At 66.6% G+C, this 14950-nt stretch carries 11 protein-coding genes; 1 reads left to right on the top strand and 10 read right to left on the bottom strand.

What is annotated here, in order from left to right; translation table 11 throughout:
• Positions 1-9: 9 nt before the first annotated feature.
• From bioB to FSY59_RS10535, 8 genes are all read right to left on the bottom strand, one after another.
• Complete coding sequence (gene bioB, locus FSY59_RS10570) at positions 10-1071, bottom strand: biotin synthase BioB (protein ID WP_034399978.1); 1062 nt, start codon at positions 1069-1071, stop codon at positions 10-12.
• A 475-nt stretch (positions 1072-1546) separates the two neighbouring features.
• Entirely contained in the window at positions 1547-2542 is a 996-nt protein-coding gene (locus tag FSY59_RS10565; protein ID WP_148728932.1) for a porin, read from the bottom strand.
• A 258-nt stretch (positions 2543-2800) separates the two neighbouring features.
• Positions 2801-3946, bottom strand: coding sequence for a Fe-S oxidoreductase (locus tag FSY59_RS10560; RefSeq protein ID WP_148728931.1), 1146 nt, complete (start codon positions 3944-3946; stop codon positions 2801-2803).
• A gap of 187 nt (positions 3947-4133) precedes the next feature.
• A complete protein-coding gene (locus FSY59_RS10555; protein ID WP_003059671.1) occupies positions 4134-5210 on the bottom strand; it encodes a homocysteine S-methyltransferase family protein in 1077 nt (358 codons plus the stop codon).
• 66 nt (positions 5211-5276) lie between these two features.
• Complete coding sequence (alkB, locus tag FSY59_RS10550; RefSeq protein WP_003059672.1) at positions 5277-5951, bottom strand: DNA oxidative demethylase AlkB; 675 nt, start codon at positions 5949-5951, stop codon at positions 5277-5279.
• Entirely contained in the window at positions 5948-7432 is a 1485-nt protein-coding gene (locus FSY59_RS10545) for an efflux transporter outer membrane subunit (RefSeq protein WP_148728930.1), read from the bottom strand. Before FSY59_RS10545 ends, alkB begins: the two co-directional genes overlap by 4 nt.
• On the bottom strand, positions 7425-10619 hold the full coding sequence (locus tag FSY59_RS10540; RefSeq protein ID WP_148728929.1) for an efflux RND transporter permease subunit: 3195 nt from the start codon (positions 10617-10619) through the stop codon (positions 7425-7427). Before FSY59_RS10540 ends, FSY59_RS10545 begins: the two co-directional genes overlap by 8 nt.
• A gap of 11 nt (positions 10620-10630) precedes the next feature.
• Complete coding sequence (locus tag FSY59_RS10535) at positions 10631-11821, bottom strand: efflux RND transporter periplasmic adaptor subunit (protein WP_148728928.1); 1191 nt, start codon at positions 11819-11821, stop codon at positions 10631-10633.
• Between the two features lie 341 nt (positions 11822-12162).
• On the opposite strand from FSY59_RS10535, the gene soxR reads away from it, so the two are divergent.
• Entirely contained in the window at positions 12163-12633 is a 471-nt protein-coding gene (gene soxR / locus FSY59_RS10530) for a redox-sensitive transcriptional activator SoxR (protein ID WP_050873028.1), read from the top strand.
• Between the two features lie 7 nt (positions 12634-12640).
• Here soxR and hutG read toward each other — a convergent pair whose 3' ends face one another.
• Both hutG and FSY59_RS10520 read right to left on the bottom strand, forming a co-directional pair.
• Entirely contained in the window at positions 12641-13456 is an 816-nt protein-coding gene (gene hutG / locus FSY59_RS10525) for an N-formylglutamate deformylase (RefSeq protein WP_043370488.1), read from the bottom strand.
• Between the two features lie 42 nt (positions 13457-13498).
• On the bottom strand, positions 13499-14923 hold the full coding sequence (locus FSY59_RS10520; protein WP_148728927.1) for a formimidoylglutamate deiminase: 1425 nt from the start codon (positions 14921-14923) through the stop codon (positions 13499-13501).
• Positions 14924-14950: the final 27 nt, after the last annotated feature.

The raw sequence follows: 14950 nt of genomic DNA, 5'->3' as shown, positions 1-14950 counted from the left end.
ATTCAGGGATCAGCTTGCGGCCGATGTCCCCAGGCCCTTGAGGCCCAGCTTGCGCATCAAGCTTGTATCGGCCTCCACATCGGGATTGCCGGTCACCAGCAGCTTGTCGCCGTAGAAGATGGAATTGGCTCCCGCCATGAAGCACAGGGTCTGCACGGCCTCGCCCAGTTGCTGGCGGCCCGCCGACAGGCGCACACGCGCCTTGGGCATGGTGATGCGCGCTACGGCGATCACACGCACGAAGTCCAGCGGGTCCACCGGCTCGCTGTCGGCCAGCGGCGTGCCGGGCACGGGCACCAGGCTGTTGATGGGCACGGACTCGGGATAGGGCTGCATATTCGCGAGCTGGGCAATCAGGCCGGCACGGTGGACCTCGGTCTCGCCCATGCCGATGATGCCGCCGCAGCACACGCTGATGCCCGCATCGCGCACGGCCGCCAGCGTGTCCAGCCTATCCTGGTACTGGCGCGTGCTGACCACATCCTTGTAGTACTCCGGCGCGGTATCGAGATTGTGGTTGTAGTAGTCGAGACCCGCATCGCGCAGCGATGCCGCCTGGTGCGGCTGCAGCATGCCCAGCGTGGCGCAGGTCTGCATGCCCAGCCCCTTCACGGCACCGATCAGCTCGTTCATCTTCTCGATGTCGCGGTCCTTGGGCGCGCGCCAGGCGGCGCCCATGCAAAAGCGGGTGGCTCCGGCATCCTGGGCCGCCTTGGCGGCGCGGGTGACCTCCTCCACGCTCATCAGCTTCTCGGCCTTCACTCCCGTATCGAACTCGGCCGACTGCGGGCAGTAGCCGCAGTTCTCGGGGCAGCCGCCGGTCTTGACGGACAGCAGGGTCGCCAGCTCGATCTCGCCAGCAGGCCAGTGCTCGCGATGCACGCTCTGGGCGCGGTGCAGCAAATCCAGGAATGGCATATCCAGCAGGGATTGCACGGCCTCCACCGGCCAGCGCTGCGCCTGAGCGGCCGCGGCAGGCTTGGCCGGTGCATGCCAGTGCACAGTCTGGCTGCCGCCGGCGGCGGCTTGCTGTGCGTCGGCGATGCGCACTGGGTGGTCTTGCTCGGGCATGGAATAGGACATCGCGGTCTCTCCTCAATCGGGGGAATGCCGCGCATTTTGGGCAAAAAAATCAAGGATTCACAGAGCCCGCATGCAAATAGTTGGTCACCAAAGAGTTGCCGCAAGAAGCGCTATTTTTGAATGATTTTTCAGTGTATTTGACAGATTTTCAGCGCGCATTCGAAACAGCCAGCCATAACTTCCGTCAACTGCCGCCCTTGTGCACTCAATTCAGCGCAATGCACCGGATTCACGCTTTGGATTTCAACGAGGAAGAGCGTAGATATCGCCAAAAAACACGGTTTTGGGCGACTTTTACCCGGACAAGGCCTGGATCAGGGCCTGAAACGGTGCTGTGCCGTCCGTGCCAAGGCGGACAAACACCCCAAACTGGCGGATTTAATTCCCTCAACTCTTGTTGGACATTAGCACCGGGCACAAAAAAGCCGCAGCAAGGCTGCGGCTGGAGGGCGGTAGGCAGGGTTCAGAAGGCGTGAGCCATGCCCACGCCGAACGAAGTTCCCGAGTCCGCACCGTACTCGTAGCTCTTGCGCCCCAGGCTGGCATAGAGCGTGGTGCGCTTGGACAGCGCGTAGTCGGCCCCCAGGGAATAGAAATGGTTGGTCTGCTCCTGCATGCTCTGGCGGCCATAGCCGGCCTTCAGCGTGGTCTGCCCCATCTGGTAGGTGGCACCCAGCGTCAGGGCCTTGGCCGAGAGTGCCGTCTGGGCCACGCGCGAATAGTCCCAGGCGGCCATCACGGCGGCCGCGCCAAAGCGGTATTTACCCGCGACAAAAGTGTCCTTGTCACCGCTGCCGTTGCGCTCGAAGGCCAGCATGCCGCTCAGGCTGTCCGAGTCGTAATTGAGAGAGGCCGAGTAGCCGCGTCCTTCGCGGCGCAGGGTCAGCGGCACCTCGGTTCGCTCCGGCGAGGCGCTCAGATGCAGGGTGAAACCGCCCACCGTGGGCGAGTCGTAGAAGACGCCGTTGGCCATCCGCCCATACTCGGCCGTGCCGTTGTTGCTGTAGCGGTCGGTAGGCGTGAGGTAGTGCCACTGGTACCAGGCCGGCGAGGAAATGCGGTTGAAATTGGCCCAGGGGTCGAATTTCCAGTCCTGCGACCACATGGCCGACAGGGCGCGGCCCAGGCGCAGATGGCCAAAGCCGCCTTGCAGGCCCACCGTGGACTCGTCGTGCCAGAACGGCTTGCTGCCCTGATCCTCCAGGCGCCCGGTGTCGATATCGAAACGCGCGCTCAGGCGGAATGTGGCCTTGAGACCGCCGCCCAGGTCTTCCCAGCCCGCAATCGCGAGATTGCTGCGCTGGATCGTGCCGGCCTGGGCCGTGCCATCAAAGCCGCGATAGATGCCGCCGTCGATCAGACCGCCAATGCTGACGCTGGAAGACTGGGCTGCCGCAGGCAGAGCGGCAGACAAAAGAGTCAAACATGTGGAACAAGCAATGCCAGTACGCAAGCGCATGCCGATGGTTCTCCTTGAATTGTGAAGTCACTGCCCCCGCAGCCAGCCCATGGCACAGCAGAAGACAGAGAAGGTCGAAGACCTGTGAGATGAGGCGATGACAGGCAGTCAGGCACTGCCTGATGCACTGAAGACAGCCGGAACATGGCTGGCAGCGGGGCTGCCAATTCCGACCCGAGAAGCCTGCTCAAAAAGCAGGCAACGAGACGCATTATGAAAGTCTGGCCTGCGCAGAGTCCAGTCTGTCGTCAGCTTGGTTCAGCCGCTGCGCGCCACGCCGGAAGCGGCCCAGATGCGATTCATCTCGCTGCAAAAAGGCTGGGCACAGGGGGCCAGACCCTGGTACTGACAGCCTTCGGTCATGCACAAATGCGAACGGTGCCCGCTATTGCGGCGCGGCACAGGCAGGGCATTGGCAGCCTGGGCCGCTGCCATCATCAGCCAGGGATCGGACCTGTTCTGCAGCAGCTGCTGCACCTCCTGCGCCAGCGCCGGTGCGGGCATGGCCAGTGGCAGACCGGCCATCTGTGCCGGCGTCGCCTGAGCAGCGCTCGCCGTGACCGGCTGCAACTCCAGCCACAGCAATGCGCTGGTGGCAAGCGTGCTGGTCGCCGCCGACGACTGCGGCTGCACCACCAGAGCCAGAGGACCGCTGCTCAAGACACCCGGCTCCGCCATGGGCAGGCGCAGGGCCGTCCCCGTTCCCTGGGCTGCCGGAATGCTTGCCGCACCCACAGCCTGCGCCCAGGCGGCGGGCACCTGCAATGTCAGGGAAAAGCTGCGCTCGCCTTGCGGCGTGGCCAGCGTGCCTTGCTGCACCAGCCAGTTCTGCAGCTGGGGCAGACGCGGTGCGGCAGCGCCGCCGGCAGCGGTTGCAGCCATGCCCTGCTGTGCTTGCTCCAGCGCCACGGCCGCCGAGGGCGACAGGGCCGCAGCCGTCTGCAAAGCCGAGCTGGGCGGCTGCGCGCCAGACACCGCAGCCTGCGCCAAGGCCTGCATCAGCGCAACCGATCCCTGCTGGCCGGCCAGCAGCTGCAAGGGCCGGGCCTGTCCCTGCAGGCTGACCTGAACCTGCGCGAGCAGGCTTTGCACAAACTGCTGCACGGCCGCTGGCAGACCCTGACTGGGCCAGCTCGTCGCAGGCGCACCAGGTTGGGCCTGCACCTGCAGGGCCAGTTGCGCAATCAGATGTTCAAAGGCCTGGAGCTTGAGGTTCTGCAAGGTTTGCGGCGACCACTGCACGATGCTGGTCGCCGGGGGCAGCGCCTGAGCGGCGGGCAGCTGCTGCGCTGCGGGAAGATCCGGGCCAGCGGCTGCAGCCACATTGCCGGCCTGCGCAGCCGCCTGACCCGTGGGCACGGACACGGGCAGTACGGAGGCAACGGGTTGCAGTGGTGCAGTCATGCGGTCGTCGGTGGCGGGACATCAAAGCCGGAATCAGGCCATTGTGCCCGCCCCTGCAATAAGCATCTGAAAAAGAGCTGCCAGTGCTTGTGGCTCAAGCACCAGGGCTGCCCGGATCTTGCCGGGGCCGCATGGTTCACGCCTGCGATCCGAAGCGAGGGTCAGGGGCGAACCATTGCGGGCGGAATCAGGCTTCGGCCGGGTAGAACAGCTTGCGCGTGGCCGTGGCCTGCACGGCCTTGGCAATGGCACCGATATGGTCGGGTGTGGTGCCGCAGCAGCCGCCCACGATATTGACCAGACCTTCGGCCGCGAATTCGTGCACCAGACGGCTGGTGATCTCGGGCGTTTCGTCAAAGCCGGTGTCGCTCATGGGGTTGGGCAGGCCGGCATTGGGGTAGCAGCTGATGAAGGTGTCGGGAGCCGCCTTGGCCAGCTCCTGCACATAGGGACGCATCAGCGTGGCACCCAGCGCGCAGTTCAGGCCCACGGACAGCGGGTTGCTATGGCGCACGCTGTGCCAGAAGGCCGTCACGGTCTGTCCACTCAGAATCCGGCCCGAGGCATCGGTGACCGTGCCGCTGATCATGATGGGCAGGCGCTCGCCGGTCTGCTCGAAGGCCTCGTCCACGGCAAACAGCGCGGCCTTGGCGTTGAGGGTGTCGAAGATGGTCTCGACCAGGATCACGTCGGCACCGCCTTCAATCAGCGCCAGCGTCTGCTCCAGATAGGCCTGGCGCAGCTGCTCGAAGGTGATGTTGCGCGCAGCCGGGTCGTTGACATCGGGGCTGATGGAGGCCGTCTTGGGCGTGGGGCCCAGGGCGCCGGCCACATAGCGCTTGTGATCGGGCGTGCTGTACTTGTCGCAGGCCGCCCGCGCCAGCTGCGCGCTCTTGAGGTTCATCTCGTAGGCCAGATCGGCCATGTGATAGTCCTCCTGCGCAATCGTGGTCGCACCAAAGGTATTGGTCTCGATCAGATCGGCGCCGGCAGCCAGGTATTTCTCATGGATGTCGCGAATCACGTCGGGACGGGTCAGCGACAGCAGCTCGTTGTTGCCCTTGACGTCATAGGCGAAGTCCTTGAAGCGCTCGTCCACAGCGTCGGCACCGGCATAGCCTTCGCCGCGGTACTGCGCCTCGCCCAGCTTGAAACGCTGAATCATGGTGCCCATCGCACCGTCAAGAATGACGAGGCGCTTGGCAAGCGTTGCGGGCAGCTCCTGGGCTCGGGTGTAGGCGGGGGTGGGGTGCGACTGGCTCATAGACCGCCATTGTAGGAAAGCTGGCAGGCTTTGCCGGGCAGCCGGGCATTGCCCCGCCGCCAGCGCCTATTCCGATGGCTGGCCTGCCGGGTAGCGAGCCTTGGCCATGCGGAACGTCAGATTCCAGCGCTCATTGCCAAGCAGCGGGTGCTGGCCCGGCTTGAGCGGAGCGACGCCATGAAACACCAGGCGCGAAGGCCCGCCCCAGACCAGCACATCGCCATGGGTGAGTGCAAGGCGCCGGGTGGGACTCTGGCGCGTCAGCCCGCCCCAGAGAAAGCTGCAAGCCAGACCCAGCGAGACCGAGACGATGGGCGCCGCAAAGTCATGCTCGTCCTGGTCGCGGTGCAAGCCCATGCGCGCACCCGGCTGATAGCAGTTGATCAGGCAGGCATCGGGCGCAAAGCCCGGATAGCCGGCCAGCGCCGCAGCCCTGGCGGCCTGCTCGCCCAGAAAAGCGGGGATGGCAGGCCAGGGCTTGCCGGTCTGCGGATCGGCAGCGCTGTAGCGGTAGCCCTGCAGATCCGAAATCCAGCCCCAGCCGCCGGCGTTGGTGATCGCCACCGACATGGACTTGCCGCCGGGCACCTGCATGGTGCGAAACGCTGCCCGTGTCTGCAAGGCCCTCGCCTCGGCCACCCAGCGCTGCTCCTCGGCTGTCGCAAAGCCGCGCAGCAGCACGGCACCGTCATCAATGATTTCGGCGGGCAGGGGATCGTCAGGAAACAGCGAAAGCGTCATTGCAACGCCATCATAGGCCTGGCCGGTGGCTGCCCCTCCCAGCCGCCAGCCAGCGCCTGATACAGCGCCACGGCGGCGCGCAGGCCACGCATGCGGCTGTCGGCCGCAGCGTCCTGGGCCGCGTAGAGGTCGCGCTGCGCGTCCAGCACCTCGTACAGGCCCACGCTGCCCAGGCGGTAGCGGCGCTGCGCGAGCTGCTCGGCCCGTGCTCGCTGCTCGGCGGCCTGGGCCAGATGGGCATCCTCGGTGCGGGTGCGCGCCAGGCCCACCAGGGCGTTCTCGGTGTCCTCCAGTGCCAGCAGCACGCTTTGCTGGTACTGGGCCAGCGCGATCTGGGCACCGGCCTCGCTGGCAGCGATGCGCGCGCGCACGCGGCCCACGTCGAGAAAAGACCAGTCCACACCCAGGAACACGCTGCGGCTCGCGCTGCCGGCCTCGAACAGCGCGCCCGCGCCAAGGGCGGAGCTGCCCAGCAGACCGCCCAGCGACAGGCGCGGGAACAGCTCTGCCGTGGCCACGCCCACCCGCGCCGTGGCGGCATGCAGACGCGCCTCGGCGGCGGCCACATCGGGGCGACGGCGCAACAGCTCGGCGGGCGTGCCGGGAGCGATGCTCTCTGGCAACTGCGGCAATGCCGCCGGCACGTCCAGCGCCGCGATCAGAGCCTCGGGCACCTGGCCGGTGAGCACGGCCAGCCGGTGCTGGGCCACGGCGATCCGGGCCTGCAGCGCCGGAATGCGCGAGCGCGTGCTCTCCAGCTGCGCCTGGGCGCGCGCCAGGTCGAAGTCGGTGCCGCTGCCGTGCGCCAGCCGCAGCTGCACCAGGCGCAGCGTGTCCTGCTGATTCGCGGCATTGGCCTCGGCCAGATGCAGGCGCTGCTGCCAGCCGCGCAGATCGGCGTAGCCGGCCGCGACCTGGGCCGCAATGGCGACCTGCAGCGCGGCCAGGTCGGCGGCACTGGCGCGCAGGTCGGCGCTGCCGGCCTCGATGTTGCGACGCACACGACCGAACAGATCCAGCTCCCAACTCGCGTTGATGCCGACGCTGTAGCTGCGCTGGCTGCGCGGCCCGCTTGGTGTCCCGCTTGGTGCCTGGCTTTCGCTGCGTCGTTGCTGCAGCGCCTGACCCGACAAGGTGAGCGTGGGGAACTGATCAAGACGGCTTTCTCCCAGCAGGGCCTGGGCCGCATCGAGTCGCGCCAGTGCACCGCGCAGCTCCTGGTTGGCCCGCAGAGCCTGCTCGACCAGCTGCGTCAGTTGCCCATCCTGGAACTGGCGCCAGAACGCCGCATCGGAACCGGTCTCGGGGAATACCTGCTGCGGGACTGCAGACGGCTCGGCCCGCGCGAACTGCGCGCCGGCTGGGGGCGGCTCGGGTACGCGGAAATCGGGGCCGACGGCGCAGCCTGCCAGCAAGGCCGAAAGGCCCGCCACGGCACATGCCAGTGCATGCCGGCGCAAGGGTTTGCAGATATCAGACATGGCTGCCCTCCAGGGATGCGGGTGACACAGCAGAGGCCGGCTGGGCGGTCGTGCGAGCCGCCAGCGAACGGCCCGACAGACGGCGCAGCGTGACGTAGAACACCGGCGTGAGGAAGAGGCCGAACAAGGTCACGCCCAGCATTCCCGAGAACACCGTCACGCCCGTGGCCGCCCGCACCTCGCTGCCCGCGCCGCTGCCGATCAGCAAGGGCACGGCGCCCGCAATGAAGGCGATGGAAGTCATGACGATGGGTCGCAGCCGCAAACGGCAGGCCTGCAGCGCGGCATCGACTGTTGCCGAACCGCGTATCTCCAGCTCGCGTGCGAACTCGACGATCAAAATCGCGTTCTTGCAGGCCAGTCCCATGAGCACCACCAGGCCCACCTGCACGAAGACATTGTTGTCCCCCCCTGCCAGCCATACGCCGAACAGCGCCGCGCAGATGCACACAGGCACGATCAGGATCACGGCCAGCGGCAGGGTCCAGCTCTCGTAGAGCGCGGCCAGCACCAGAAACACCAGCATCACGGCGATCACGAAGACCACGGCTGCGGCATGGCTCTGCTCGACCTGCTGGTAGCTCAGATCCGTCCAGGCCAGCTCGATGCCGCGCGGCAGCGTGCGCTGCGCGATCTCCTGCAGCTTGGTCAGCACCTCGGCCGAGGACAGCAGGCGCGGATCGGAGTCGCCGATCAGGTCGGCGGCCGGAAAGCCGTTGTAGCGCAGCACCGGATCGGGTCCGTAGCTGGGCACCACGGTGACCATGGAGCCTATGGGCACCATCTCGCCGCGCGCGTTGCGCGTGCGCAGCTGGGCGATGTCCTCCACGGCCTGCCGGTAGTCGGCATCGGCCTGCAGCATCACGCGCCAGACGCGGCCGAAGGCGTTGAAGTCGTTGACGTAGACCGAGCCCAGATAGGCCTGCAGGGTCTGGAACAGGTCGGTCAGCGCCACACCCTGGGCCTTGGCCTTGATGCGGTCCACCTTCACTTCCAGCTGCGGGATGTTGGACTGGTAGCTGCTGACCGGATAGGTCATGCCCGGTGTCTTGGCAATCTCGGCCTGAAAGGCCTCAAGCGCCTGCTGCAGCGCTGCATAGCCCAGGCCTGCGCGGTCCTGCAGGAACAGCGAATAACCCGATCCGTTGCCAAGGCCCTGGATGGGCGGCGGCATCAGCGCATAGGCGAAACCGCCCTCGATCTGCGCGAACTTGGCGCCCAGCTCGGCATTGATGGCCTCGGCGCTTCGTGTGCGCTCGCCGAAGGGCTTGAGCATGATGTAGGAGCTGCTCAGATTGGGCGTGGTCGTGGACTGCAGCGCATTGAAGCCCGCGAAGGCGGCGACCATGTCCACGCCATCCACGCTCTTGGCCGTCTCCACCATCTGGCGCGTGAGCGCATCGGTACGGTTCAGCGACGCGCCCTCGGGCAGCTTGGCGCCGGCAAACAGGTAGAGCTTGTCCTGCATGGGGATGAAGCCCCCGGGCACGGCATGGAACAGCACGGCGGTGCCGGCCAGCAGTGCCGCATAGACCGCGAACACCAGGCCACGTCGACGCAGCGAGCGCCCCACCGAGTTCTGGTAGCCCTGGGCGCTGCGATCGAAGAAGCGGTTGAAGGGCCGGAAGAACCAGCCCATGCCCTTGTCGATGACGCGTGCCAGCGCGTCGCGCGGTGCGCCGTGCGGCTGCAGCAGCCTGGCCGCCAGCGCCGGCGACAGGGTCAGCGAGTTGATGGCCGAGATCACCGTGGAGATGGCGATGGTCACCGCGAACTGCTGGTAGAACTGGCCCGTGACGCCGCTGAGAAAGGCCATGGGAACGAAGACCGCGCACAGCACCAGGGCGATGGCGATGATGGGCCCGGAGACCTCCTTCATGGCCAGATGGGCCGCCTCCTGCGGGCTGTGGCCCTGCTCGATGTAGCGCTCCACGTTCTCGACCACGACGATGGCGTCGTCCACCACGATGCCGATCGCCAGCACCAGGCCGAACAGCGTCAGCGTGTTGATGGAATAGCCCAGCAGGTACAGGCCCGCGAAAGTGCCGATGATGGACACGGGCACAGCCAGCAGCGGAATGATGGAGGCGCGCCAGGTCTGCAGAAAGACGATGACCACCAGCACCACCAGGATCACGGCCTCGATCAGTGTGCTCTGCACGGCCTTGATCGAGTCGCGCACAAAGACCGTGGGGTCCCAGACGGATTCGAAGGCCACGCCTTCGGGCAGGTCCTTGGAGAGCCGGTCCATGGCCGCGTAGACCTGCTCGGCCACGCCCAGCGCATTCGCGCCCGGCGACAGGAAGATGCCCACGGCAGCCATGTTCTTGGTGTCGCTCCACGAGCGCAGCGTGTAGTCGCTGGCGCCCAGCTCGATGCGCGCCACGTCGGCCAGGCGCACGACCTGACCGCCTTCGCCGCTCTTGAGCACGATGTCGCCGAACTCCTCGGCCGTCTTCAGCCGCCCGCGCACATTGATGGACAGCAGCTTGTCGGACTTCTGCGCACTGGGCTCGGCGCCCAGCTGGCCGGCCGAGACCTGGATGTTCTGCTCGCGGATGGCGGCGATCACCTCGCCGGCCGTGAGCTGGCGTGCCGCCACCTTGTGCGGGTCCAGCCAGACGCGCATCGCATAGTCGCCTGCGCCGTAGATGCCCACGTCGCCCACGCCGGGAATGCGCGCCAGCACATCCTTGATCTTGAGCGTGACATGGTTGCGCAGATACAGCGCATCATGCGCGCCGTCCCGAGACACCAGGCCCACGTACATCAGCGGCGTGGACGCCTGCTTCTGCGTGGTCACGCCGAACTGCCGCACCTCCTCGGGCAGCCGGCTCTGGGCCTGGCTGACACGGTTCTGCACGCGCACGGCAGCGGTGTCTGGGTCGATCTCGGGGCGGAAGGTGGCAACCACCTGCAGGCTGCCGTCCGAAGCCGCGACCGACTTCATGTACATCAGGCCTTCGACCCCGTTGATGGCTTCCTCCAGCGGCACGGCCACCGACTCGGCGACCTCCTTGGGATTGGCCCCTGGATAGGTGGCGCGCACCACCACGCTGGGCGGCACGACCTCGGGGTACTCGCCCACGGGTAGCTGCGGAATCGCGACCAGGCCCACGGCGAACATGATGATGGAGAGCACGACCGCAAAAATGGGCCGGTCTATGAAGAATTTGGAGAAGTCCATGGCACTCCCCCTTACTGCGCAGCGGCGGGCACGGGCTGCGCGGCCGCCGATGCCACCGGCCTGGGATTGACGGGCATGCCGGGGTAGTAGATGCGCTGCACGCCGCCCACCACCAGCCGGTCACCCGCTGCCAGGCCTTTTTCCACCAGGCGCCGGCCATCGACCATGCGCCCCAGCGTAAGGTCGCGGCGCTCGGCAAGATTGCCTTCGCCCACCACATAGACGTACTTGCGGTCCTGGTCGGTGAGCACGGCCTTGTCGTCGATCAGCAGCGCCTGGGGCTCGGCCTCCTGCCGCTGCGGGCCGCTTTGCATCTGCACGCGTGCGAACAGGCCTGGCGTCAGCATCCGGTCGGGGTTGGCCAGGCGCGCGCGCAAACGCATGGTGCCCGTGCCCGGCTGGAGCTGGTTGTCGCTGAAGTCCAGCGTGCCCGCATGGGCAAAGCCGCTGTCGCCGACCAGGGCGACACGCACCGCGCGGCCCTGGCCACTCAGGCCGGCTTTCTGGTAGCGCAGAAAGCTGTGCTCGTCGGCATCGAAATACACATACACCGGGTCCTGCGAGACCAGGGTGGTCAGCACGCTCTGGTCGGCCTGGGCCATGTTGCCCACGGTGAGCAGGGCGCGGCTGGCACGGCCCGTGATGGGCGCACGCACCTCGGTGAAGTCGAGCTGCAGCCGTGCGGTGGCCAGCTCGGCCTCTGCCGCACGTACCTGGGCCGTGGCCTGGGCCAGCGTTGCGGCCCGCGTGTCGGCCTCCTCGCGCGAGACCGCATTCTCGGCCACCAGCTGGCGCGCGCGCTGGTCCTGCGTCTGCGCCAGCCCGGCAGCGGCACGCGCGCGTTCGAGCTGGGCCTGGGCGCTGGCCAGGGCCGCGCGGTAGGGCCGCGGGTCGATCACGAACAGCAGCTGGCCTTTCTTCACCTCCTGGCCTTCGGCGAAGGCGATGCGCTCGATATAGCCCGACACGCGTGAGCGCAGCTGCACCGACTCCACGGCCTCGATGCGGCCGTTGAACTCGTCCCAGGGGCGTATGGCCTGCAAGGCGACCTCGGCCACCTGCACCTCGGGCGCGGGCGGCGGGCCGTTGCCGGCATGGGCATCGCCCGCTCCGGGACGGCCGCAGCCTGAAAGCAGGACCAGCGCCGCGAGGCCGCCTGCCAGCAGCAAGGGCCGCAGCAGCGGCGTGGAATGGACTGACATATGGACTCTCCCTGAATGAATGCGCCCGCCCTGCTGGCGGCAGCAGGCCTGACGGAACGACCGCCTCTGCCGATAAGACGCAGGAGCGGCCATGCTTGTGACAAGCATTGGCAGGTGGCTGGAAGAGATTCAATAAAGATAGCTGCCATCGCTTTTTTATAAACAACTTCAGGCACAAAACCATCTGAAGTCGTTTTTCATCGAGCGGATGCAGCTATGAATATAAGAAGAACTCCGGCCAGCGCATGGGCCGTTGATTGCGGCTCCACCGGCTATCGATCACAATGGCGGCATTCTTCAAGTTCAAGTGAACTTTAAGTCAAGCTCCGGAGAAAGACATCATGAAAATTGAGGATGATCCGCTGATGAGCATCAGCGACTTCGCCCAGCGCAGCGGCGTCAACGCATCGGCGTTGCGCTTCTACGAGTCGCTGGGCCTGATCGAATCGGTGCGAAGCAGCAGCGGAAGGCGGCGCTACCACCGTTCGGGCCTGCGGCGCATCGCCTACATCGTGTTTGCGCAGCGCGTGGGCTTCACGCTGGAGGAGATCGCCGCGCAGCTGGCGCGGCTGCCGACGCGGCATGTGCCCACGGGCGGCGACTGGCAGAAGATGTCGCGCATCTGGCAGCAGCGGCTGGACGAGCGCATCGACGAGCTGCAGCGCCTGCGCGACAGCCTCAACCAGTGCATAGGCTGCGGCTGTCTGTCGCTCAAGGTCTGCAGCATGTACAACCCCGGCGACCAATGCCAGCGTGGCGGCCCGGGGCCGCGCCGCTGGCTAGGCGACGAGCTGCAGGCCGAGGGCCACTAGCCTCGGCTCAGCGGCCGCTGGCTTGGGCGAAGGCCAGCACGGCCTGCAGCAGACGCTGCATGGTGGGCTGGATGCGGGCCGCAACCTCGGGCAGGTAGTCGAACGGCATCTGCTCCTGCATATAGCTGGACTGCGTCATCTCCAGCTGCACGGCGTGGAAGCCCTGCTCCGGCTGACCATAGTTGCGCGTGATGAAACCGCCCTTGAAGCGGCCATTGAGCACGCTGGTGTGGTCCGGTGCCTGCCGTGCAATATCCAGCAGCTGCTGGGCCAGCGCCGGCGCGCAGCTCTTGCCGTCGGCGGTGCCCAGGTTCAGGTCGGGCAGCTTGCCCTCGAAAAAGCGCGGCAGCACCGAGCGGATGCTGTGCGCATCCCACAGCATGGCAACGCCATGCTGGCTCTTGATGCGATCGAGCTCGGCGCGCAGCTGCGCATGATAGGGCTGCCAGTAGAGTTCGCGACGGCGCGCGACTTCCGCCTCGTCGGGCTCCAGGTCCTTGCTGGCATAGAGAGGCTTGCTGTCAAAGCCGTCAACCGGGCACAGCCCGGTCACGCTCTGGCCCGGATAGAGGCTGGCACCATCGGGCGGACGATTCAGATCGATGACATAGCGCGAATGCGTGGCAGCCAGAATGGATGCGCCCAGTGCCTTGGCGAAGTCGTAGAGCTGCGGCATGTGCCAGTCGGTGTCATGGACTTCGCGCCCTTCGGGCGTGAGCTTGGCCGCAATGTCGGCCGGCACATGGGTGCCGGTATGCGGCATGGAAATCAGCAGCGGTGCCGTACCCTGGTGAAAGACAAAGGGGGCGATGGCTTGGCTCATGGAGCGTCTCTCTTGTGTCAAAAATCGGATGGCAAGCCGCGCTCAGGCGCCTTGCAACAATGCCTTGCGGGCCTGGACAAAACCCTGTTGCGCAACCTCGTGCAGCGCATGGCGGCCGGCCTGCACGCGCTGCTGGCCGCGAACCCAGACATCGGCAATGGCCGAAGTGCGATGGCTGGCAAACACATGGGCCGCATGGCCGCTGTCGGCAGGCAGACCGTTGAGGGCCACATGCCGGGCATCGAGCACCACGAAGTCGGCCTGCTGGCCCACGGCCAGACCGGCAATGGCGCGGCCCGAGGCCTGGGCACCGCCGGCCACCGCCTGCAAGGTCATGGAGGTCGCCACCTGGGGCTGGGCGCCGCCGCCAAGCACATTGCGCTGGCGCAAGCTCAGGCGCTGGCTGTATTCGAGCATCAGCAGCTCTTCGGCGGCATTCACCGAAGCATGGCTGTCCGAGCCAATGCCCCAGCGGCCGCCATGCCTGAGCCACAGCGGCATGTCGAAGATGCCGTCGCCGAGATTGGCTTCGGTGGTGGGACAGATGCCGGCAACGGCCGCGCTGCGTGCCGCGCCAGCATATTCCTCGGGCGTCATGTGCGTGGCATGGATCAGGCACCAGCGCGCATCGACGGGAGCATGGTCGAGCAGCCATTGCACGGGGCGCTGACCGCTCCAGGCCAGGCAGTCATCCACCTCCTGGGTCTGCTCTGCGATATGGATGTGCACCGGAGCCTTGGGCAGCAGGGCGTGCAGGCCTGCGAGCGCGGTCTTGAGGCTGTCCGGCGGCACGGCGCGCAGCGAGTGCGGAGCCAGGCCCAGAGCTGCCTGCTGCGCCCTGGTCACGGGCTCCAGCTGCTGCAGCAGGCAGAGCATGCTGTCCGTGCTGCGGATGAAACGGGCCTGGTCCTCGCGAGGAGGCAGGCCCCCGAAGCCGCTGGTCTGATAGAGCACGGGCAGCAAGGTCATGCCGATGCCGGTCTTCTGCGCCGCACGCAGCAGCGCCAGCGACAGGCTGGCATCGTTGGCATAGGGCTTGCCACCGGCATCATGGTGCACATAGTGGAACTCGCACACCGAGGTATAGCCCGCCTCCAGCATCTCCAGGTACAGCCAGGTCGCAATCGCCTCCAGCGCCTCGGGCGTCATGCGATTGGCAAAGCCGTACATCAGCTTGCGCCAGCTCCAGAAGCTGTCCTGCGCCTGACCGCGAAATTCGGTCAACCCGCCGAACGCGCGCTGGAAGGCGTGCGAGTGCAGATTGGGCATGCCCGGGATCAGCGGGCCGGCCGCCTTGGCGGCGTCCTCCGCCTCCCCGGCCTCGCCGCTTTGCGGGTCCACATCGGTCAGCACTTCGGTCAGCTGGCCGCTCTCGTTCCAGCTCAGCAGGACATTGCGCGCCCAACCCGTGGGCAGCAAGGCGTCTGCGGCAAACAAGGTACGCGAAATGGATGAGGATGCAGTCATGGTGATGGTCTCTATGAGGCGGAAAAG

Origin of the sequence: Comamonas sp. Z3 (assembly GCF_008121565.1) — a bacterium.
Lineage (GTDB): Bacteria > Pseudomonadota > Gammaproteobacteria > Burkholderiales > Burkholderiaceae_C > Comamonas > Comamonas brasiliensis.
This window is presented reverse-complemented; position numbering and strand designations above follow the sequence as displayed.

What these genes read in the sequence shown, in the direction of transcription:
- FSY59_RS10545 (WP_148728930.1), bottom strand. Translation starts at nt 7,432, where the DNA reads ATGTCTGATATCTGCAAACCCTTGCGCCGGCATGCACTGGCATGTGCC.
- FSY59_RS10535 (WP_148728928.1), bottom strand. Translation starts at nt 11,821, where the DNA reads ATGTCAGTCCATTCCACGCCGCTGCTGCGGCCCTTGCTGCTGGCAGGC.
- FSY59_RS10565 (WP_148728932.1), bottom strand. Translation starts at nt 2,542, where the DNA reads ATGCGCTTGCGTACTGGCATTGCTTGTTCCACATGTTTGACTCTTTTG.
- hutG (WP_043370488.1), bottom strand. Translation starts at nt 13,456, where the DNA reads ATGAGCCAAGCCATCGCCCCCTTTGTCTTTCACCAGGGTACGGCACCG.
- FSY59_RS10560 (WP_148728931.1), bottom strand. Translation starts at nt 3,946, where the DNA reads ATGACTGCACCACTGCAACCCGTTGCCTCCGTACTGCCCGTGTCCGTG.
- alkB (WP_003059672.1), bottom strand. Translation starts at nt 5,951, where the DNA reads ATGACGCTTTCGCTGTTTCCTGACGATCCCCTGCCCGCCGAAATCATT.
- FSY59_RS10540 (WP_148728929.1), bottom strand. Translation starts at nt 10,619, where the DNA reads ATGGACTTCTCCAAATTCTTCATAGACCGGCCCATTTTTGCGGTCGTG.
- FSY59_RS10555 (WP_003059671.1), bottom strand. Translation starts at nt 5,210, where the DNA reads ATGAGCCAGTCGCACCCCACCCCCGCCTACACCCGAGCCCAGGAGCTG.
- FSY59_RS10520 (WP_148728927.1), bottom strand. Translation starts at nt 14,923, where the DNA reads ATGACTGCATCCTCATCCATTTCGCGTACCTTGTTTGCCGCAGACGCC.
- soxR (WP_050873028.1), top strand. Translation starts at nt 12,163, where the DNA reads ATGAAAATTGAGGATGATCCGCTGATGAGCATCAGCGACTTCGCCCAG.
- bioB (WP_034399978.1), bottom strand. Translation starts at nt 1,071, where the DNA reads ATGCCCGAGCAAGACCACCCAGTGCGCATCGCCGACGCACAGCAAGCC.